The organism is Oceanihabitans sediminis (assembly GCF_003337215.1).
GTDB lineage: Bacteria > Bacteroidota > Bacteroidia > Flavobacteriales > Flavobacteriaceae > Oceanihabitans > Oceanihabitans sediminis.
Genome location: NZ_QPIG01000003.1, coordinates 1 through 21,011, shown reverse-complemented (window position 1 = coordinate 21,011; position 21,011 = coordinate 1). Strand labels below are relative to the sequence as shown.

22 protein-coding genes are annotated in these 21,011 nt (G+C 31.6%); all 22 read left to right on the top strand.

What is annotated here, in order from left to right; genetic code table 11:
* Positions 1 to 137: 137 nt before the first annotated feature.
* The 22 genes from DU428_RS08465 (at position 138) to DU428_RS08355 (ending at position 20,818) form a co-directional block, all read left to right on the top strand.
* Positions 138 to 701: a hypothetical protein gene (locus DU428_RS08465; protein WP_114436832.1), complete on the top strand. Its 564-nt coding sequence runs from the start codon at positions 138 to 140 to the stop codon at positions 699 to 701.
* A 1,191-nt stretch (positions 702 to 1,892) separates the two neighbouring features.
* On the top strand, positions 1,893 to 2,345 hold the full coding sequence (locus DU428_RS08460) for a hypothetical protein (protein WP_113966811.1): 453 nt from the start codon (positions 1,893 to 1,895) through the stop codon (positions 2,343 to 2,345).
* 165 nt (positions 2,346 to 2,510) lie between these two features.
* Positions 2,511 to 4,322, top strand: coding sequence for an AAA family ATPase (locus tag DU428_RS08455; RefSeq protein WP_113966812.1), 1,812 nt, complete (start codon positions 2,511 to 2,513; stop codon positions 4,320 to 4,322).
* A 237-nt stretch (positions 4,323 to 4,559) separates the two neighbouring features.
* A complete protein-coding gene (locus DU428_RS13425; RefSeq protein ID WP_110476496.1) occupies positions 4,560 to 4,991 on the top strand; it encodes a hypothetical protein in 432 nt (143 codons plus the stop codon).
* Between the two features lie 163 nt (positions 4,992 to 5,154).
* Entirely contained in the window at positions 5,155 to 5,700 is a 546-nt protein-coding gene (locus tag DU428_RS08445; protein ID WP_123796505.1) for a hypothetical protein, read from the top strand.
* A 153-nt stretch (positions 5,701 to 5,853) separates the two neighbouring features.
* Entirely contained in the window at positions 5,854 to 6,831 is a 978-nt protein-coding gene (locus DU428_RS08440; RefSeq protein WP_113966814.1) for an RES domain-containing protein, read from the top strand.
* Positions 6,832 to 6,984: 153 nt separating this feature from the next.
* Positions 6,985 to 7,398 (top strand): hypothetical protein, encoded by a 414-nt coding sequence (locus tag DU428_RS08435; protein WP_113966815.1) that lies wholly within the window; start codon positions 6,985 to 6,987, stop codon positions 7,396 to 7,398.
* A 157-nt stretch (positions 7,399 to 7,555) separates the two neighbouring features.
* Positions 7,556 to 7,936 carry a hypothetical protein gene (locus tag DU428_RS08430; RefSeq protein ID WP_113966816.1) on the top strand — a complete coding sequence of 127 codons (381 nt, stop codon included), beginning with the start codon at positions 7,556 to 7,558 and terminating at the stop codon, positions 7,934 to 7,936.
* 426 nt (positions 7,937 to 8,362) lie between these two features.
* The gene (locus DU428_RS08425; protein WP_113966817.1) at positions 8,363 to 8,587 is read left to right on the top strand and encodes a helix-turn-helix domain-containing protein; all 225 of its coding nucleotides are present in this window, start codon (positions 8,363 to 8,365) and stop codon (positions 8,585 to 8,587) included.
* Complete coding sequence (locus tag DU428_RS08420) at positions 8,580 to 11,009, top strand: sensor histidine kinase (protein ID WP_113966818.1); 2,430 nt, start codon at positions 8,580 to 8,582, stop codon at positions 11,007 to 11,009. The genes DU428_RS08425 and DU428_RS08420 overlap by 8 nt, the downstream gene beginning before the upstream one ends.
* A gap of 5 nt (positions 11,010 to 11,014) precedes the next feature.
* Complete coding sequence (locus DU428_RS08415) at positions 11,015 to 11,686, top strand: hypothetical protein (protein WP_113966819.1); 672 nt, start codon at positions 11,015 to 11,017, stop codon at positions 11,684 to 11,686.
* A complete protein-coding gene (locus tag DU428_RS08410; protein ID WP_113966820.1) occupies positions 11,683 to 12,318 on the top strand; it encodes an HNH endonuclease in 636 nt (211 codons plus the stop codon). Before DU428_RS08415 ends, DU428_RS08410 begins: the two co-directional genes overlap by 4 nt.
* Positions 12,311 to 13,894 (top strand): Eco57I restriction-modification methylase domain-containing protein, encoded by a 1,584-nt coding sequence (locus DU428_RS08405; RefSeq protein ID WP_243633473.1) that lies wholly within the window; start codon positions 12,311 to 12,313, stop codon positions 13,892 to 13,894. Before DU428_RS08410 ends, DU428_RS08405 begins: the two co-directional genes overlap by 8 nt.
* Positions 13,895 to 14,154: 260 nt before the next feature.
* Positions 14,155 to 14,718, top strand: coding sequence for a hypothetical protein (locus tag DU428_RS08400; protein WP_114436832.1), 564 nt, complete (start codon positions 14,155 to 14,157; stop codon positions 14,716 to 14,718).
* A gap of 156 nt (positions 14,719 to 14,874) precedes the next feature.
* Positions 14,875 to 15,309, top strand: coding sequence for a hypothetical protein (locus DU428_RS08395; protein ID WP_113966844.1), 435 nt, complete (start codon positions 14,875 to 14,877; stop codon positions 15,307 to 15,309).
* Positions 15,310 to 15,461: 152 nt separating this feature from the next.
* Positions 15,462 to 15,986 carry a hypothetical protein gene (locus DU428_RS08390; protein ID WP_113966843.1) on the top strand — a complete coding sequence of 175 codons (525 nt, stop codon included), beginning with the start codon at positions 15,462 to 15,464 and terminating at the stop codon, positions 15,984 to 15,986.
* A gap of 174 nt (positions 15,987 to 16,160) precedes the next feature.
* Positions 16,161 to 16,616 (top strand): hypothetical protein, encoded by a 456-nt coding sequence (locus DU428_RS08385; protein WP_113966842.1) that lies wholly within the window; start codon positions 16,161 to 16,163, stop codon positions 16,614 to 16,616.
* Positions 16,617 to 16,781: 165 nt separating this feature from the next.
* Positions 16,782 to 17,345, top strand: a complete 564-nt coding sequence (locus DU428_RS08380; protein ID WP_113966841.1) for a hypothetical protein — start codon at positions 16,782 to 16,784, stop codon at positions 17,343 to 17,345.
* Positions 17,346 to 17,493: 148 nt separating this feature from the next.
* Positions 17,494 to 17,913: a hypothetical protein gene (locus DU428_RS08375; RefSeq protein WP_123796503.1), complete on the top strand. Its 420-nt coding sequence runs from the start codon at positions 17,494 to 17,496 to the stop codon at positions 17,911 to 17,913.
* 137 nt (positions 17,914 to 18,050) lie between these two features.
* A complete protein-coding gene (locus DU428_RS08365; RefSeq protein WP_113966839.1) occupies positions 18,051 to 20,069 on the top strand; it encodes an AAA family ATPase in 2,019 nt (672 codons plus the stop codon).
* 173 nt (positions 20,070 to 20,242) lie between these two features.
* A complete protein-coding gene (locus DU428_RS08360) occupies positions 20,243 to 20,494 on the top strand; it encodes a hypothetical protein (RefSeq protein ID WP_113966845.1) in 252 nt (83 codons plus the stop codon).
* A 135-nt stretch (positions 20,495 to 20,629) separates the two neighbouring features.
* The gene (locus DU428_RS08355; protein WP_123796501.1) at positions 20,630 to 20,818 is read left to right on the top strand and encodes a hypothetical protein; all 189 of its coding nucleotides are present in this window, start codon (positions 20,630 to 20,632) and stop codon (positions 20,816 to 20,818) included.
* Positions 20,819 to 21,011 lie beyond the last annotated feature (193 nt).

Here is a 21,011-nt window from a genome sequence, read left to right as displayed (position 1 = left end):
ATTACGGCGGATTCGACTACGTCCGAATCCACTCGGAATTGCTAACGCTAGTTCTAAACCGAAAATTAACGCATATTAACCCGTAACTGACGGTTATACGAGACCGTTGTAGCACATTATGACCAACCAAACGTAAAATGAATAAATTCACAGTTCTTTTATTACTCATAACAATCGGAATTATTTCCTGCAAAAATTCTGAAAAGGAAATTGATGAATTGGAAATTGCTGAAAAATTCTACATTGCAATTGACAATTCAAATCCTTCAAAAACGACTGAATTAATCACGGAGAGATTTACGACCATTGACGACGGATTTGAACAGAAATATAGCGAAAATGAATATGCTGAATGGGTAAAATGGGACTCTGTATTCCAACCGACTTACAAAATACTCAAAATCGAAAAAGAAAATGGAATTATAAAAGCTAAAATTTCAAAAACGGACAAGCGAATTTCCTTTCTTCATCACGAACCTATTATCACAGACGAAATCATACAATTTGAGGGCAATAAAATAAAAAATATCAATAGGACTTCTGCATCATTTAACGTTGAGGAATTTGTTAAAAACAGAGATAAACTTGTAAATTGGATTGCGGAAAATCAACCTGAATTGAATGGGTTTTTGAACGACCAAACAAAGAGTGGCGGAATGAATTATTTAAAAGCGATTGAACTGTATAAAAACAAAAAATAACGTGCTACAACAATGTATAACCGCAATTACGGCGGATTCGACTACGTCCGAATCCACTCGGAATTGCTAACGTCCGTGCTAAACCGAAAATCATTAACTTTAAACCCGTAACTGACGGTTATACGGGACCGTTACCTAAAATAGCTCGGAATCTTAAGCGGAACGGAGAAATGATAAATCCGACTGTTTGAAAATTTAACTGACTTAAAAAGAGAACAGTGGAATTGAAAAGCACAACGCGGAATGAAATAGCGCTACGCTGAAAAAAATTAATAAAACTATATCGTGCAAAAAAATAAAAAGCGAATTTAAAAATTAAACAGAATTAAGGTCAAATCAAAAATTTGAAATAGACGAAAAAAAGATATTAAAATCTACGTTTTTTGAATAAATCAGCGCATTGCCGAATAAAAAAGTGGACGGAAAAAGAGTAAAGCGGAAATTAATTATTTGGACGGCAAAGCAGAACCTTCCAAGCAGAACGTGTCGCTACTTTAGGTAACAACGGCTATAATTCATTGTGGCGGAATTTTCTACCGAAAATTCCATCCTTTTTTCTATCTTTGAGCTACAACGGAATAAATCCTGCGTATTTTTCCGCAACGAAATCATAGCCAAGGCCGTTGGCAAAAATACCTCGGAATGAAAAGCAAAGCGGAAAAATAATGAATCTGACTGCTTGAAAAGATGAAGTAAAAAACAAAAATTAGTTCTTAAAAGAAATAACTGACTTAAAAAGAAAACAGCGGAATTGAAAAGCATTACGCCGAATGAAAAACACAACGCTGACAAGAAAGCTGAATTGAATAAAAATAAAGAAACGGAAAAAAGATTAGCCGGATTGAAGGTCAAATCAAAAATTTGAAGTAGAAGAAAAAAAGAATTTGAAGTCTCAGTTTTAAAAATAAGTCAGCGGATTTTTAGACATAAAAAGTGGACGGAAAAAGAGTAAAGTGGAAAAAATTGTACGGACGGCATAACAGAGCGTGCCAAGCAGAGCGTGTCGGTACTTTAGCCAACAACGGCTATAATTCATTGCGGCGGAATTTTCTACCGAAAATTCCATCCTTTTTTCTATCTTTGAGCTACAACGGAATAAATCCTGCGTATTTTTCCGCAACGAAATCATAGCCAAGGCCGTTGTAGTGCATTCTGAACTCACTCAAAACTGAAAGAAATTGAATATTAAATATGGCAAAAAAGAAAAGAGAAAAAGAAAAGAAAGAAACTAGTTCTCTTAAAAAAATCGGATATATTTTGCTGTTTGCCTTACCTCTTTTTGTTCTGATATATTTTAATGGACAAAACAGACAAGAAAAATTAAAAAATGACTCGTTTACAACATATGGAATAATAGAAAAATTATTGCCTAATTCCTCAAAAGGAACTACCACTCGAAAAGATGTTGTCTATTTTTACTTTGTTAAAAATGACACTGTTTTCCATAAAATAAAAGACTTAACAGAAAATGGTATTAAAAGGTTAGGTATTAAAATAAATGACTGTTACGAAGTTAAAGTTGTTAAATCTGATTATGGAATTTTTGATATTGACTTTAAAAAACGAAAAGACACTTTGATTGACAAAAAGAATTATAAAAATCAAATTTATAACACTTTTATTCATAAAAATATAATTGAATAAAAAAACGCACTACAACACCGGCTATAGTTCATTGCTTCTGACTTTCCTTGCGGAAAGTCCTGGCAAATTTGCTATCTTCGGTTTACGGCGGAAAATCCTCGCGGATTTTCACGCAACGAAACCATAGCCAAACACGTTGTAACCAATACGAGAAAAAACCTGCAAATGATATTAGAAACAGTAAAAATCAAAAATTTTAGAGGTTATCAAACAGAAACGATTATACCAATTTCCAAACTAACTGCATTCATCGGAAAAAATGATGCTGGAAAATCAACAATTTTAGAAGCTTTAGAAATATTCTTCAACAATTCACTTGTAAATTGCGAAAAAGACGATTTAAATATTACTGCGGACAATAACAAAATTGAGGTAACTTGTGTTTTTACAGATTTTCCTGATGAGTTAATAATAGATGCAGCAAATCCAACAACTTTACAAGCTGAACATTTATTAAATGCACAAAACAAACTTGAAATAAAAAAAGTTTTTGCTGCAACTGCTGCAAAACCAAAAGAGAAAGTTTTTATTATTTGCAATCATCCAAGTGTTGCTAATGGAAATGATTTACTGAATCTTAAAAGAGCTGAACTGAAGCAGAGAGCTACTGATTTAGGAATAGCAGAAGAAAATTATAATGGAAATATTAATTCATCTATCAGACAAGCAATAAGAGATTCATTTGGTAATCTTGAACTTGAAGAAACTGCATTGTTAGTTGACAAAGAAGATACTAAAAAAGTCTACGATACTTTAAAGTCATATTTACCACTCTATGCACTCTTTCAATCAGACAGACAGAGTAAAGATGATGATAAGGAAGTAACCGACCCAATGAAAATTGCTGTTAAACAAGCTTTATCTGAATTAACTACCGAACTTGAACACATAAAAGAACAAGTCAGAGTTAAGGCTATTGATACAGCAAATAGAACACTTGCTAAATTAAAAGAAATGTCGCCAGATTTGGCAAATGAATTAATCCCAGAATTTAAAACCGAACCTAAATTTGACTCTCAATTCAAACTAACAATAAAATCAGAGGAAGAGATTCCTATAAATAAAAGAGGAAGTGGAATTAGAAGATTAATTCTATTAAATTTTTTCAGAGCCGAAGCAGAAAGATTGAGAGCACAACATCGCGTAAATCAAATAATATTTGCTTTTGAAGAACCTGAAACTTCTCAACATCCAGACCATCAAGAAATGTTAATTCAAGCATTTATGGAATTATCAAATACTGGAAATTCACAAATAATATTGACAACTCACACACCTGCTCTTGCAGGCTTATTACCTTTAGAAAGTTTACGCTTTATTCAAAAAAATGGAAACGACAGAACAGTTGAATTAGGTACTGATGATGTATTTGAAAAAATTGCAAATACTTTAGGAGTTTTAGCAGACCCGATTTCAAAAAATGCAAATGCGATTTTACTTATAGAAGGCAAAAGTGATGTAACATTTATAAATCATACAGCAACTCAATTAAAAAATGGCGGATATATTACTCATACATTTGAGGAAAAAAGAATTGCTTTAGTTCCAATAGGTGGTTGTGGAAATTTAAAACATTGGACAACTCTTCGTCTAATTGACCAATTTGCTATTCCTTATTGCGTAATGCTTGATTCTGATTTAGGAACAAATGAAGAGCAACAAAACAGAGATAAAATTCAAGAGTTACGAAATAATGGTATAAAAGCATATTTAACCCTAAAAAGAGAACCTGAAAATTATCTACATCTTGATGTTTTGAATTTACCAGCAGGTAGCACATTTAATTTTACTGATACTTGTGATGCAAAAGTCTTAATAGCAGCAGAAAAGACATCAAGAAAACAGAATGTTCTTGAAAACTATTGGACACTTATGACAACAGAACAAATTCGAGAAGTGGAAAGGTATAACGACGATGGAACAGACAGATACGAATTCACAGAAATGTTCACAGATTTATTAAGCATTGTGCCATAAGTACTGGTTACAACAACGTATAACAACAATTGCGGCTTTGTGTCCTGCGGACACAACCGCGCAAGCATAAAAGTCGGTAATATTAGCTATCTTAGTTTTTAATCAACCCGCAACTGATTGTTATACAAGACCGTTGCCAGTAATTTAACGGAACAGCTAAAAGTCAATTTGAATTGAAGGAATAGTAACCGAAAATCACAATTATATTTAAATAAGAAAATAGAATCTTAACCGAAAATGACTTTAAAGAATAAAATATTACTAAATAAATTTCTTGTACCTACGATGTTGTTAGTTGTCTTAATAATCTATGTATTAAGTCAAAATTATTTAGAATTCGGATTTATAATTTATTATCTCATTTTGTGGTTAATAGTTTCACTATTTCTCTTTTACAAACAGAAAAACCATTTGATTGAATACAATGCTGAACCGAATGAATTAAAAATCAAATATTATACAGGAATAAATAAAACTGCTGAAAAGATTATTCAAATAGATAAAATTGTGAGCAACAAATTAGAAACGAGAATGTTTGACTTCGGATTTGATGTTTTGTCTATAAAGTATATTGACGAACAAAATTTATATGATCTAATAGATTTAAGAGTTAATAAAAAAGAAGATTGGATTGATATTTTAACTTCAATCAAAACAAAAGCTGAATAAGTAAGTCGGTGAAATAAAAACTACTGGCAACAATGTATAACCGCAATTACGGCGGATTCGACTACGTCCGAATCCACTCGGAATTGCTAAAGTCAGTTCTAAATCGAAAAATTTGCGTACTTTAACCCGTAACTGACGGTTATACGAGACCGTTGCCAGTAATTTGAAAAAAACCGTTTACATATTGTTTTTTCTAACAAGTCTAACTGTATTTTCTCAAGAAAAAGAGAATTCTGACCGACTTTTGACTTATGGATTGCCAATGTACACTCATCAAAAAGCAAGGGAGTTCGTTGGGAAAAGATGGGGAATTGAAATCTATCCAGTTGCTGCTTGTATGGTTTCTCAAAAACTAGTTGATAGTGCGAATACTGTTAATTCTAACCTTTGGAAAAAAATGGACAGTATCCACGGAATTGACTCAGAAAAAAAGTTTCGGAAGGAAACTATTGCTGAAATGAAAAGAATAATTGAGGCCCAAAAAATATTTGATTCGGACAAACATATTAATAAACTTAAAAGAAAAATAGAAAGGATTAAAGAGCAATCAAGTTCAAATCTTGAAAGTGTTTCGGCAGACGGAAATATATATTACTGGACAATTTACAGTTTTGAAAGTGAGAATAATCCCGATTTCAAATGGAAACCTGAATTTAATGTTGAAGTACATTTGAATGAAAAGAAAACAGAAATAATTGAATTAGAATAAAAACTACTGGCAACAACGTGTATAATTCATTGCTTCTGATTTTCCTCTCGGAAAATCCTCGCGCTGAATTATCGCCTTTGTTTTTTTACTAAATTAGTTGCTGTAACACGCAACGAAATCATACACAACAACGTTGTGGCACATTAGAACAAAATGAGTGAGAATTTTGACAACTTTCCAAGATTAAAGGAAGCCAAAGCGTCAATTGAGCGTTTGGAGAAAGTTGAATGGCCAAAAATCAATGACTTTACAAGTTCTGATGAATTCTTGAAAAAAGTTGAAGAAATAATATTTAATGAATTCGAAATTTTGCCTAATATCTTCAAGTTGTTTAAGACTTCGGACTTTAATTTGCCAATATTTAGAGTACGAGAAGTAGATTCTTTCTCGAATATTAACCAGTTTTCAGAACATAGCTATCCACCTATAAATCTGACTGGATTTAATCGATGTAACTTCCCAAAAAGTCCAGTATTTTATTGTTCTAATAACCCTATGACAGCTTTAATGGAAGTTGTTAGAGATTCAGATTACAAACAAAGAAAATTTTGCATCTCAAAATGGGAATTAATTGATTCAGAACAACAATTTGCTTTTCAAACATTCTTGCAAACCGAACTTCATCAGGAAAATAATTTTGGCGTTTTAAAAGAATCTGAAATAGAGCAATTGGAACAACCTTTTGAAAACAAACTGGGTGAGGACAGAAAAGCAGGATTAGCTGAATATTTGAAATTTCTACATTCCGCCTTCATAAGTGATGAAAGTTATGCTTTGTCCGCAAGTATTGCACATCGGACTTTAAACGCAAAACATAATTTGGCAACTGATATTTTAATGTATCCAAGTATTCAAACTCAATACAAAGGAGTTAATATGGCAATTACGCCAAACTTTGTTGATAATATGATGAGAGTTCAGAGGTTCTATATTGTAGAACTTGAAAATTACAATCCGATTACAGGAAAATTCAATATCACATTTTCAAAATATGGCGACATTGAAAAGAATATTATTTTCTGGAAAAACATAAATCCAAAAGATGAGATATATAAAGAATATATAATGTCCGACTTTAAAGGCTTAATGGAAGACAATTATGAATGGAAATTTAATGAAATAAAAAAATAACGTGCCACAACAACGTATAAAATTAATTGCTAGTGCAAGCCTACTTACGAAAATCCTCGCGGATTTTCTATTCGGTTTGTATATGCTAAATTCGTTGCTAAACCACGCAACTAATCTTATACAAAACTGTTGTAGGTAATTTGACCAACGAGAATGGAAAACAAGAATGAATTGAAAAAACAGGAAAGAACAATCCGAAAAAGTCTTGCATTGGTGTTTATTCCAATTTTTATTGTAATTATTTCTATCTCATTAATTCAGAACAATTCGGAGAGTTTTCTTGAAAAAGAATATAAAAATATACGAAATGACTCATACTCTGGAAAAATAACCAACTTATTATCTGACAAAGATAACGGACGAACAAGGCCGATTTTAATTGACAATAAATGGGAAAAACAAATTCCTTTTTTCATACACGAAAAACTGAATATTGGAGATTCCTTGTTTAAGAAAACTGACTCTGATTTTGAATATTATGTTCGAAAATCAAAAACGGACACTATAAAAAGAGATGTAAATAAGTTTTATCGGAAAAAATATTTTGACAAACTGAATGAAAAATAAAAACTACCTACAACACCGTATAAAAATAATTGCGGTTTAGTACTTAATCAAAGGTAATTTCGTGTTTGCCTGCATCTGATTTTCCTTCGGAAAATCCTCGCATACAAACCCGCAACTATCCTTATACATAAACGTTAGCCACAAGCTAAAACCAACGATGGGAAAAACGAGAAACTTAAATGGAATACCAGGAAATTTAGCGTTGAGTTATTTGAGTACACTCGGATACTATGATGGTGGATATATGGCGGACTGGTTGAATTTCATAGCTCGTGACAAAAATGTAAAAGAAATCGAGATTGACATTCTGAATAGCGAAATTGAACCTGAAGAAACGGATATTAAACCATTAAAAGCGGATTTGAAAAAATTACGTGGAATACTTGAAAAGGAACTATCGAATAACGGATTTGAAATGGACTTTATCAAAAAAGCCATTATGAAATTTGAAATACCAATCGACAATCCGAGATTCAAAAATACAGTTTATTGCTATCCGTTTATTGAGGACGAAAATGGAAAAATTTACAAACCGTAAAAGCGAATCATTGAAACCGCTTACGAAGTTGACTTTAATCCGATTAAAAAGTTGAGAATGAAAACTGAACAAACTAAAAAAAACTGGATTGACAGAATTAAAGAAATATGGAATTGAAAAAAGCCAGTGGCTAACAATGTATAACCGCAATTACGGCGGATTCGACTACGTCCGAATCCACTCGGAATTGCTAACGCCAGTTCTTAACCGAAAATTAACGCATATTAACCCGTAACTGACGGTTATACGAGACCGTTGTACACAAGCTCTGAAAAGCCAACCGCACAGTCAAGCACATTTCATTTTGCTCGTGCCTCACAAAATAAAAAGAGCTTGTCTTTTCTAACGCTTAAGGTTGAATTAAACATCCCGAAAATCTAAATATTTATCCTGTTTTTATATATTTGTTTCAAACATTTCTAAATAATGACAGAAATAGGAAAGCTCTTAGATAAGAAATCAGTAAATAAGGCTGAAATATCTAGAAGAACAGGAATTAGTGCTTCTCGTCTAAGCGAATTAAGTTTAAAAAACTCTACACGTTTGACAGCTGAAGAACTTTATTTAATTGCTTTAGCAATTGATAGCGAACCTGCAGAAGTTTTAGAAGAAGTTTGCAAACATTTAAAATTAGAAGTTAATAATGACTAAGATTGCTTTCAAAGTTTCCGCAAGAGCGGGAAAGTTATTGGGTAGAGAAAATTTCTCTAACCCAGAAGGAGCTATTATTGAATTAGTCAAAAACTCTTATGATGCTGATGCAAAAAATTGCTTAGTACTTTTTGACATTCCAACAAAAAAAGTAAAAGACAGCGATGGAAAAGAAATTGAAATTCCTGTAAAAGAAAAAAGCATCCTATATATTATTGACAATGGTGAAGGAATGACTGAAAAAGTTATTAAAGACCATTGGATGCAAATTGGAACAGGCAATAAAGAGAAAGATTATATTTCTGACGATAAAAGAACTAAAACTGGTGCAAAAGGAATTGGACGTTTTGCATTAGACAGACTTGGATTTGAAACTGAAATGTGGACTCTTTCCAAAAAAGCAAAAGATGGTATTGGTTCATTTTGGAAAATGGACTGGAATCAATTTGATAATGCGGACAAAGCTATTTCACAAATTGAAGCAGAATTAAAGTCTGAAAAAATTGACTTAAAGAGTAAAATTAAAAGCCTTACTAATGACAATGTCCTTATAGAAAAAGTTATAAGAGATTTAAACTTTGATAGAGGTACAATCATTAAAATAGCACACTTAAAAGATGATTGGTTTAACGAAGAGACATCTTCTGTCTTTAAAAGTTTAGAAGCTTTAATTCCACCAAAAGAACTTAATATTCCTTTTGAAGTATTCTTTAAACATTTTCAACAACCAAAAGAGTTCGGTAAAGTTGATACCGCGTTTTTTAATGATTTTGACTATAAACTAAAAGCTAGTTATGATGCTGAAAATCTGAATGTAGATTTCGAAATTACAAGGAATGAGATTGACATTAAGTCATTAAAAAAGAACTATCCCAACGTTTATAAAAACAAAAGCCATCCTTACGACTTACAATCTTTAGAAAACAAAACATTTCAGTATTCGAAGTCTATTGACAAAGTATTAGAATGGAAACTTAATAGTTCCAATAGAAAATTATTGAAGGAGGTCGGGAGTTTTGATTTTACATTTTTTTACTTAAAACTTACAAATTCATTAAAGGAAGGCTATCCTTATAAAACTATATCTGCAAGTGAAAGAAAATCAATTTTAAAAAGATTTGGAGGTGTTAAAATATATAGAGACTCTTTTAGAGTTAGACCTTATGGAGACCCAAATAATGATTGGCTTCGATTGGGTTATCGTGCAGCTCAAAGTCCTGCTGGTCCAGGTCAAAGAATTGGCGATTGGCGAGTTAGGCCAGAATCCACTGCTGGTATAATTACTATTTCTAGAAGTACTAATCCATTATTGGTAGACAAAGCTGATAGAGGAGCGTTACAAGAAAATGAAACTTTTGAAATTTTTAAACTTATCCTCACAGGCATTATTAGTGAATTTGAATATGATAGAACAAAAATTCTTAATCCTATCTATTTAGAACAAAAGAAAAAAGCAAAAGAAAAAAGGGAAAGCGAAATTCAAAAAAGAGCGGAAGCACTTGCTAATAAGATAATAGAAAAAAGGAAAAAAGTAGAAGAGTCAATTTACGGTAAGAAAGGAAAAACTGACTTATTTGAGGAAAAGAAGGAAGAGGAAGAAAAAAAGACCTACGAAGAAGCTTTTAAAGACACTTTTAAAGCAATTGATGACGAAAAGGCAGAGCAAGAGAACCAAGAAATTGTTCAAGTACGATCATTGGCAAGCTTAGGTCTCGTAGTGTCTTCTTTTGCTCACGAATTAAAGGAAATTAAGGATAATGCGATAGAGATAAAGGAACTAGAAGTATTATTTAAGTCTATTGTTCCAGAAGAAAAGAAAAAGTCTGTTGAATATAAGGATGGTATTGATATTATAGAATTGTTAGATGAAAATTCTGATAAGATAATTCATTGGGTGGATTATGCTTTAACAGCAATTAAAAAAGACAAAAGAACTAGAGGAAAGTTTGAATTTTCTGGCTTCCTCAAATCTTTAAATAAATCTTGGAGTAGAATTTTTAAGAAAAAAGATATTTCATTAAATATTGTTGATGAAACCAAAGATAAACCGTACGACTTTAGAGCTTTTGAAATGGATATCTCAACAATATTCACTAATCTCATAAACAATTCAATTGATTCATTTAACAATTTAATTGAAGTACAGGAAAGAACTATTAATATTTCAGCTAAAGTTAAAGATGATTCTATTGAAATATTATATTCAGATAATGGAGTTGGATTAGATGAAGTTTTTGAAGACAAGGAAGAAATATTTTTGCCTTTTAAAACAGCAAAAAGGGATAGAAAAGGAAAAGAAATAGGTACAGGTTTAGGTATGTACCTTGTGAAATCTGTAATTGATGATAACAATGGAACAATAGATATTTTAGAACCAGAAAAAGGCTTTTCGGTTATGATATCATTTCCACTAAGAAAATAAAATTTATGGAGACTAAATACAGAATTGGCTATGTTGACGAAGATATTAAGCAAGTCAGAAAATATCAGAGAAGATTTAGGAAATTTGGTTTTGAGGTTGTAGGTTATGAATTCACTCAAGGTATGACTCTTGAAGATTTAATGCAACAGGTCTATGATTCTAATATTGACTTGCTAATGATTGATTACAAATTAGATGAATCTAATTTGGTAGTTTTTAATGGAGAAGCTGTTGAATGTGCTATTTATGATGCCAAACCTCTATTTCCTCATATTATTTTTACAAATAAAAAGGATGACGCTGAACCACACGTAGAAGATTGGAAAATTATTTTTGATAAAGATGAAATCTTTAGTGAAGGTGAAGATGATAATAAAAAAGTACAACATTTTATTATAACACTTGAAAGAAGTATTGAACAATATAGAAAACATATTCAACGAAGAAAAAATGATATTTCTAATTTATTAGAAAAGGGTAAGATTCAAAAATTGAACCCAGATGAAAAGCACAATCTTTTAAAATTACAAAAAGAGCTAAAAGTACTTGATCCCTCAAATGAAATAGAGGTTCCTGAATATTTATTGCTCTCAGAAAATTTGTCTGAAGTTGAAGATTTAAAAGATGAAGCGGAAGAGTTCTTAAAAAAACTTATTGAAAAAAAGAAGAAGCAATGAGTGTAAGAGAAACATTTCCTAAAAGAAGAACAAATCCTTCAAAATCGGAAAAAGGGAAAAACTATCAAAAACATAAACCGGATTTAGAAGAAGATTTTAATCATTGCTGTGGATATTGTGGTGCTTTTGATGGATTTGGATATACACGAACATATTTTGAAATCGATCATTTTGTGCCAAAAGATTTCCTCATGAATTCTGGAAGTCAAATAGGATTATCTAAATATTCAAATCTTGTTTATTCTTGTAGATTTTGTAACAACAATAAGTCAAAACATTGGCCATCTCAAAGAGATGATGTTTATCATAATGGAAGTATAGGATTTATAGAACCTTGTGATCCAGATTATGACAATCATTTATATAGAACTAGTGATGGAGGAATATTGTGGCATACACCACTAGGTAAATGGATGGCAACAATTGCATTTAAATTTGACCAAAGAATGGAAGAAATAAAATTGTTGTGGAATTATAACAAAACAAGAATAGCAATTGAGAAAATAATTGAAGAATTAATAAATTATCCAGAAGATAGTAGCGAATATAAAGAGATAGAAAATAAACTTAATCCAATTTGTAAAAAACACTATTTTTTACAAAGACAGTTAGCGTCCTTTTATAATGAGTAAAAAAAATACAGGTTCCTATTATACGCCTGCTTATTTGGCAAGCTTTATTTCTAAAAGAGTATTATCTCATTTTGGAAAGAGAACTCGTATGTCAATATTGGAACCAAGTGTTGGTGATGGAGCATTTATTTCAGAATTAGAAAAAGAAAAAAACATTAACATCAACTTAACCGCATTAGACATTAACAAGGTTGAACTAAAAACAGCTTCTGATAAATGGAGTAGAAAAACAGCTTCATTTGTAAAGACTGACTTCTTAGAGTTTTCAACTAATAAGCAGTTTTCTGCTGTAGTTGGGAATCCGCCTTATGTTAAAAAAAATATACTTACCTCTAAACAAATTGAATTAAGTAAAGAAATACATTCAAAGGAAGTCCTAACAGAAGCCTCAGTTAAAAATATTTGGACTACATTTTTGGTGAAAGCAAATACATTGTTGGCTAAAAATGGAGTTCTGGCATTTGTCTTACCATCAGAATTATTACAAGTTAAATTCGCAGAAGAAATTAGAGAATATTTAAAAGCTCAATTTGAAAGAATTGAAATATTTACTTTCAATGATTTGATGTTTGAATGTAAAGGACAAGATACAATCGTACTTTTCGCTTACAAAAAATCAGAGAGCAAAGGTGAATATTTTGCCAATATTACCTCAAAAGAATCATTAGAAAAAGAGGAGTTCATTTTAAGAAATAACCAATTATTAGTTTCATCAAAAGTTAAATGGACACATCATTTTTTGACTTCTGAAGAACTAACATTTATAGACAGCCTAAAGAAAGAGCTCAAAACCGTAAATGATTATACAGATTCTAAGCCTGGAATAGTTACAGCCGCAAATAAGTATTTCATAATTGATAAAGAAACTGAAAATAAATACGGTTTATCAAAATACACAAAACCAATTATCCAAAAAGGACTTTATGTAAATGGTAGTGTGGTATTTAATGAAGATGATATCAAAAAGCTTGAAGAAAACAATCGTCCGACAAGGCTTCTACAGCTTAATGACAATGACAAAATTTCAAAAAAATTACGAGAGTATTTAAAACTAGGTGAATTAGAAGAAATTCCAAACAGATATAAATGTAAAATCCGAAACAATTGGTATGTAATTCCAAATATTTCAGAAAGACCAGATGCTTTCTTTTTTAAAAGAAGTCATTTATACCCAAAACTTTTAAAGAACAATTCAGATGCTTTTGTGACTGATTCAGCATATAAAATAAAAATGAGAAATGGCTATGATTTAAATAGCTTCATATATTCATTTTACAACACTTTAACTTTACTTCTATCGGAATTAGATGGTAGATATTATGGCGGTGGAGTTTTAGAGCTTATACCTAGTGAATTTAAAAAATTACCTATTCCATACGTTGAAATTAACCAAATTCAATTTGAAAAATTCACAACTGATTTTGAAAATAAATCAAATATTGAGCAAATATTAAATCAAAATGATTTTAACATATTGAATTCAACTTTGGGAATTAAAAATGAAAATATTCAAAAACTGACAGAAATTAGAAATAAATTAAAAAAGAAAAGATTACGTGAATATGCCAACGCTTAAAGCCATACACATTTGCAATTCGCACCAGCCAATGCTAAAGTCAAAAATTGCAAAAGAGTATGTCTTCTGCCAACGCTAGCAAGTTTGCGGAAAAAAAAGCCAGTGTACAACAATGTATAAAAATAATAGCGGTTTAATCGCTGAAACAAAATTAAATGAATATAAAAAAGGTCTGTGTTAAACCGAAAAGTTAGTGCTTAAAATCCGCTACTATTCTTATACTAGACCGTTGTAGCACATTATGACCAACCAAACGTAAAATGAATAAATTCACAGTTCTTTTATTACTCATAACAATCGGAATTATTTCCTGCAAAAATTCTGAAAAGGAAATTGATGAATTGGAAATTGCTGAAAAATTCTACATTGCAATTGACAATTCAAATCCTTCAAAAACGACTGAATTAATCACGGAGAGATTTACGACCATTGACGACGGATTTGAACAGAAATATAGCGAAAATGAATATGCTGAATGGGTAAAATGGGACTCTGTATTCCAACCGACTTACAAAATACTCAAAATCGAAAAAGAAAATGGAATTATAAAAGCTAAAATTTCAAAAACGGACAAGCGAATTTCCTTTCTTCATCACGAACCTATTATCACAGACGAAATCATACAATTTGAGGGCAATAAAATAAAAAATATCAATAGGACTTCTGCATCATTTAACGTTGAGGAATTTGTTAAAAACAGAGATAAACTTGTAAATTGGATTGCGGAAAATCAACCTGAATTGAATGGGTTTTTGAACGACCAAACAAAGAGTGGCGGAATGAATTATTTAAAAGCGATTGAACTGTATAAAAACAAAAAATAACGTGCTACAACAATGTATAACCGCAATTACGGCGGATTCGACTACGTCCGAATCCACTCGGAATTGCTAACGTCCGTGCTAAACCGAAAATCATTAACTTTAAACCCGTAACTGACGGTTATACGGGACCGTTGCCCACAATTTGAAAAAAATCGCGTGAAAATAATATACTTAGCAATATTCTTAATCGGAACAAATCTTTATGCGCAAGATACAATTGTGTATAAAGGAATTTTAAGAGGTGATTTTTTGCTGGAAACCATTGAACTTTATCCTGACAACACTTTCAAATGGACAAATGAATATGATTTGACTTGGAGCGAATACGGAAAATATAAAATAACCGACAACAAACTGATTTTAAAACATTTCATATTTTCGGTTTATCCAGAAACTATGAGTTTAAAAGATAGCATTTCGAAAATTAAGAAACCGACTAAAACACGAGTACTCGAAATTGAGAATAATCGGATTTATCCAATTACGGACAGAGGAAAACGAATTACAAAAATGAAAGACCCGTATTTTAGAAGAAAATGGGGATGGCTATTGGGAAATCGATTTGAATATAAAATAACACGTGAAAAATAAAAACTGTGGGCAACAATGTATAACCGCAATTACGGCGGATTCGACTACGTCCGAATCCACTCGGAATTGCTAACGTCTGTGCTAAACCGAAAAATTTGCGTACTTTAACCCGTAACTGACGGTTATACGAGACCGTTACCACACATTTGAGAATGACGCAAAAACAAAGACAAATATTCTATCCGACAATTTTCTTTATTGGAATATTTTCAATGTATTTGCAAATACAGATTTTTAGAAATACAATCATTAATTGGTTAATTCCAGCGTTGATAATTAATGCGTTCGGAATCATAGCATACGGAATTGATTTTAGGAATTTTAAAAACACATACTTTCACTACAAAACCATAAAGCTATATGCTTTAATAAACTATTTCATTGGATTTGGATTTACAGCTTGCTCTGTTTTTATGTTTATGAATTATCACTTTGCTGACAAAAAAAGCAAAAAGGAATCGTATAAAATTGTTGAACGGACTTCTATACGTGGTGGAACAAAATACAGAATCGGAGAAGAGCAGCCTGTATTTACAATTAATTATAAAGGAATTAAGAAAGAGTTGGTTTTTAACAACCAATACTTTGAAAAAATGAATCAATATAAAACCGTTGAATTGGAAACTCGGAATGGACTTTTTGGATTTGACATATTAGAAAATAAAAAACTGAATTAAAACAACAGCGGAATAAAAAAACGTGTGGTAACAACGTGTATAGCTCATTGCGGCTGAATTCCTAATCGGAATTCATTGCAATTTGCTATCTTCGTTTTACAGCGGAAAATCCTCGCGGATTTCCCGCAACGAGCCATACACAAAACCGTTGTACAACATTTCCCAAAAAGCAAAATGACACCTGAAATAGCTAAAAACATCGGAATTAAAAAAGCACTACAATCTGCAACGATTGGAGTTTTAATTGCCTTTCTGTTTATGATGTTACTTGCTGGTGGAAGTCCACAATGGATGGTTGAATGGAATTATTGGATAAACATCATTATCGGAATTGGAATTTTTTACGGACTTGCATACTTGTTCGGAAAAAATGCTGGATATGAAATACTGATAAAGAAAAAAGATTCTGACAAAGTCGGAGCAAAATACGGATTTCTGACTTTAATAATAACCGCGTTTCTTGTTGGTTGGACTGGATTTGTCCAAGAAGGAATGGAACCTTATGACACTTTTTGGGACTCATTTGAGGACTATATTTTCAAACCATTCTTTTGGATTATGGTAATTGGATTTATTCCAGCAATTTTAGTCGGAATTCAATTTGGAAAGTGGATTAAGAGAAGTAAATAAAAAACGTTGTACAACAATGTATAACCGCAATTACGGCGGATTCGACTACGTCCGAATCCACTCGGAATTGCTAACGCCTGTTCTTAACCGAAAATCATTAACTTTAATCCCGTAACTGACGGTTATACGAGACCGTTGTAGCACATTAGACCAAACCAAAAACGAATGAACAAAACTATAGTACTATTACTAATATTGACAATCGGAATTATATCCTGTAAAAACTCTGAAAAGGAAATTGACAGAGTTGAAATTACTAAACAATACTTTAAGATTCTTGACAATTCGGACTACTCTAAAATATCGGAATCGTTTGCGGATAGTATAAAAACAATAGAAGGAGAACATAAAAATACATATTCTATAAAAGAATATTTGGAGGTTTTAAAATGGGATTCTGTTTTTGAACCTAACTATGAAATACTTGAAATTGAACAAAAAGATGGAATTGTCAAAGCAAAAATTTCAAAAATGGACAAAAGAATCTTTTTTCTTCACGAAAAACCATTTATAACAAATCAAATTATTAAGTTTCAAAAAGATAAAATAATCAGTATAGAAACAGATTACCTGAACTTTGATTATCCGACTTGGGAAAAAAATAAAAATGGACTTTTGAGCTGGATTGACAAAAACAACCCTGAATTAAATGGATTCATAAACGACCTGACTGAAGATGGTGGAATGAAATTCCTTAAAGCAATGGAATTATATAAAAACAAAAAATAACGTGCTACAACACCGTATAAAATTAATTGCTAGTTCAAGCCTACTTACGAAAATCCTTGCGGATTTTCTATTCGGTTTGTATTTGCTAAATTCGTTGCTAAACCACGCAACTAATCTTATACAAAACCGTTGTGTGTAATTTAACAAAATGAGCCCAATAACAATTCCATACCATATTTTAATTCCAGTGATTATTTGCATTGTCGGATTAATAATGATTTTAGCTAAACGAAAAAAAATATTTCGGAAGAATAAAAGACGATTATTATGGATTAGTTTGACAGTTTTTTTATTGGCATATTTATCAGTTGTTGGTTCAGCTCTTTATGACGACATATATGCTCAATGGAACTTAAATTCTTATGACCTAAACAAAGACGGATTTTTTAGCGGAAATGAAATTAACGAAAAACAATCGCAAGCAATGGCGAAATTGACAAATGATATCGGAAGAAATCTTTCTTTTATAACTGGGATTATCTTTGGGTTGCCATTTATGATTTTGACTTATATTGGCGGATTAATATTAACGAAAAGAAAAAAAAACTACACACAACAACGGCTATAGTTCATTGCTTCTGACTTTCCTCTCGGAAAGTCCTCGCAAATTTGCTATCTTCGGTGCACGGCGGAAAATCCTCGCGGATTTTCACGCAACGAAACCATAGCCAAGACCGTTACCTGCAAGCAAAAAAAACATAGAATATGAAATTAACTAAAGCAAGAGTTCAGAACTATCGCAGTATTATAGATACAGGCGAATTTGATATAGAAGAACTGAAAACGATTTTGGTTGGCCCAAACGAAGCAGGTAAGACTGTTCTCCTTAAAGCCTTACAACAGCTTAATAAACCATCAGACGTGCTTGGTTTTGAAGTGTTAAGAGACTATCCACGTTCTAAATTCAATGATATAGACACAGGGAAAGTCGACCCAAAGAATGTAACGGTAGTAACAGGTTATTTTGAACTCGAAGATAGCGACAAAGAAGAAATACCCGAGCAGTTTAGAAACTGTAAATACAAATTCTATAAAAACATAGATAACTCGACTTATCACAGTTTAATTGATGCTCCAAACCGTATCAATTTTAAGGACATCAAATCAGACCTTTCTAGACTTATTGCTCACTTAGATAAACAGTACTCAATTGAATATCCTGAAGAAGAGACAAAGAAACCAAGCATACTGATTAAACCAATTATTGACACATTTGAAGATTCTACAATTCTAACTGATGAAAATTGTAAAAATCTAAAACCATTCATTGAGAAAAATTATGCATTAATTGAAGAAGGTAATGAAAAGGAAGAAAGTCGATACGAAAAGTTAGTTGAGCAAATTGACTTCAATAGTAAGTACCAATTAGTATTAGATACTTTAAGTAAATTAAAACCAGTCTTTATTCTATTCAATAATTATTTCAAAGTAAAACCTTCGGTGCATTTGGAACACTTGGCAACAAGAACAGAACAGAAATTACTTGATGACCAATATTATGATTATGGCAATCTATGCTTGTTAAAGTTGCTTGGTTTTACAGCACGAGAACTCTCAAATCTTGGTAAAACACAAAGTCCTGACATTAATAAACCTGACGCTTTAAAAGATTATAAAGATAAACTTGATACGAGAAGCTACAAATTAAACGCTGCAAGTGTTCGCTTAACAGAAGAAATCAAGAAAGTTTGGATGCCAAACCCTGAAAGACCAGAAGCGGATAAACTTAAAGTTACAGCAGATGGACAATATTTAAAGGTTGTTGTAGAAGACGATATTGGAGTTGATATTGAATTAGACCAACGTTCAGAAGGCTTCCAATGGTTAGTTTCTTTCTTCGTTGTATTCTTCGCAGAAGCAATGGATAAACATAAAAATGCAGTTCTACTGCTTGACGAACCAGGAATGAGCTTACACGGATTGAAACAAAGAGATTTTAGAGATACGATTACAAGACTTGCAGAGCATAATCAGACAATTTATACAACTCACTCTCCTTTTCTTGTTGGACCAGATGAATTGGATTTAGTTAGAGTTGTTGAATTGAAAAATCGAAAAGAAGGAACAAAAGTACACACGACAATTTCATCAAGTGACCCAGCAGGATTATTGCCCTTGCAAGAAGCATTAGGCTATGACCTAGCTCAAAGTCTTTTTTCTCAACAAAGAAACTTGATTTTAGAAGGAATTACTGACTATTGGTATGTTGATGCTACTGCCAATTTATTAAGAGAGTCAAAAGATGAAAATCTTAATGATAAGATTGCCTTAGTTTTTGCTAATTCGGCAGGTAAAGTAGTTTATTATGCTACAATTTTATTCGCTCACAACTTAAAAGTAGCAGCTTTACTAGACTCTGATTCAGCAGGCGACCAAGCCGCACAACAAGAGAACCTTGTCCATACACTTGGAAATAAAAACATTTTAAGAACGAAGGATTTTGTAGATAATGTTCCCAAAGCGGAGATTGAAGACCTGTTAAGAGAAACTCTGATAGGAATAGTTAAAAAGGAATATGGAGTTGACACAAAAGCGACATCAGACAGCCAGCCTAACAGACCCATAATCGATATTTTTTCGGCAGAAGTTCCAGATTTTTCAAAATACAAATTGGCGAAAATGTATATAAAATGGACAAGGGAAAATGAAGCCAATAAGCTAAAACCGACAGAACTTGCTAATTGGAAAAAGCTAATTCAACAAGTAAATAAAGCGTTGAAATAGAAAAGCCAGCAGGTAACAAAGTGTATAGTTAATGGCGGTTTTTATGCTGATATTCAAGATTTTAGCATTTATCAAGCTAAGTGCTAAACTGAAAGTGAAGTGCTTTGAAATCCGCCACTAACCATACACAAACCGTTGGCATTCATTGAGCAGAACCGTTAAAAATGACAATTATGAGTAATTTAAAAGACATTAAAACGGAAATTGAAAAATATTCGAATGACTCAAATCTGACTGAATTACTAATCGTTGAGAAACTTGAAAAACATTACTTTGACAAAAAAGTAAACGAGAATTTAAAGCTATATAAAAAAGGACAGAAAAAAGTGAGCGAAATAACAAAAGACCTGAAAATATCGCCACGAAAATTTTATATGATTTTAGAAAAAAAGAAAATAGAACATAAGAAATATAAAAAAGAGTGATTTAAAACAAAACGTTTGACTTTTAGCTTGTTTTCGGAATCGGAAACTGAATTGAAAAGCAAAACTCGAATTGAATAAGGAATTTAGCAAATTGCGGAATTGCTCACTCAATCGGAATTAAAAAACAAATTAGTTATGATAAAAAAATTCATTGGATATATATTAATTTTAGCATCTTTAGTCTTTGCTTTTTTTAGAGGTAAAAAACAAGGCGAATTAGATTGTATCGACTTTAACGTTCTACCAATGATTGGTAATTCTATAACTGTTATAGCTTGCATTGGTTTAACTGTATTTGGTCTTGTTCTTGTTAGAAAGAAATAATCACCAATTTTAGAGGAATTTAACAATTATTGAATTGAAAATATAAATTTGAATAAAACAACGAAATGCCAACAAAGTACTGTGGTAAAAAACAAGTAAAAAAGCATTAATTTTTCACCAAGGAACTTCTGTAGCTATCCTCATATATTAGTCCAGATTTAGCAATAGCAAAAGCTTGTTTTAATAGCTTATT

Excerpts from the sequence above, each read along its gene's own strand:
- DU428_RS08465 (WP_114436832.1), top strand. The coding sequence starts at position 138 with ATGAATAAATTCACAGTTCTTTTATTACTCATAACAATCGGAATTATT.
- DU428_RS08460 (WP_113966811.1), top strand. The coding sequence starts at position 1,893 with ATGGCAAAAAAGAAAAGAGAAAAAGAAAAGAAAGAAACTAGTTCTCTT.
- DU428_RS08455 (WP_113966812.1), top strand. The coding sequence starts at position 2,511 with ATGATATTAGAAACAGTAAAAATCAAAAATTTTAGAGGTTATCAAACA.
- DU428_RS13425 (WP_110476496.1), top strand. The coding sequence starts at position 4,560 with ATGACTTTAAAGAATAAAATATTACTAAATAAATTTCTTGTACCTACG.
- DU428_RS08440 (WP_113966814.1), top strand. The coding sequence starts at position 5,854 with ATGAGTGAGAATTTTGACAACTTTCCAAGATTAAAGGAAGCCAAAGCG.
- DU428_RS08435 (WP_113966815.1), top strand. The coding sequence starts at position 6,985 with ATGGAAAACAAGAATGAATTGAAAAAACAGGAAAGAACAATCCGAAAA.
- DU428_RS08430 (WP_113966816.1), top strand. The coding sequence starts at position 7,556 with ATGGGAAAAACGAGAAACTTAAATGGAATACCAGGAAATTTAGCGTTG.
- DU428_RS08425 (WP_113966817.1), top strand. The coding sequence starts at position 8,363 with ATGACAGAAATAGGAAAGCTCTTAGATAAGAAATCAGTAAATAAGGCT.
- DU428_RS08420 (WP_113966818.1), top strand. The coding sequence starts at position 8,580 with ATGACTAAGATTGCTTTCAAAGTTTCCGCAAGAGCGGGAAAGTTATTG.
- DU428_RS08415 (WP_113966819.1), top strand. The coding sequence starts at position 11,015 with ATGGAGACTAAATACAGAATTGGCTATGTTGACGAAGATATTAAGCAA.
- DU428_RS08410 (WP_113966820.1), top strand. The coding sequence starts at position 11,683 with ATGAGTGTAAGAGAAACATTTCCTAAAAGAAGAACAAATCCTTCAAAA.
- DU428_RS08405 (WP_243633473.1), top strand. The coding sequence starts at position 12,311 with ATGAGTAAAAAAAATACAGGTTCCTATTATACGCCTGCTTATTTGGCA.
- DU428_RS08400 (WP_114436832.1), top strand. The coding sequence starts at position 14,155 with ATGAATAAATTCACAGTTCTTTTATTACTCATAACAATCGGAATTATT.
- DU428_RS08390 (WP_113966843.1), top strand. The coding sequence starts at position 15,462 with ATGACGCAAAAACAAAGACAAATATTCTATCCGACAATTTTCTTTATT.
- DU428_RS08385 (WP_113966842.1), top strand. The coding sequence starts at position 16,161 with ATGACACCTGAAATAGCTAAAAACATCGGAATTAAAAAAGCACTACAA.
- DU428_RS08380 (WP_113966841.1), top strand. The coding sequence starts at position 16,782 with ATGAACAAAACTATAGTACTATTACTAATATTGACAATCGGAATTATA.
- DU428_RS08375 (WP_123796503.1), top strand. The coding sequence starts at position 17,494 with ATGAGCCCAATAACAATTCCATACCATATTTTAATTCCAGTGATTATT.
- DU428_RS08365 (WP_113966839.1), top strand. The coding sequence starts at position 18,051 with ATGAAATTAACTAAAGCAAGAGTTCAGAACTATCGCAGTATTATAGAT.
- DU428_RS08360 (WP_113966845.1), top strand. The coding sequence starts at position 20,243 with ATGAGTAATTTAAAAGACATTAAAACGGAAATTGAAAAATATTCGAAT.
- DU428_RS08355 (WP_123796501.1), top strand. The coding sequence starts at position 20,630 with ATGATAAAAAAATTCATTGGATATATATTAATTTTAGCATCTTTAGTC.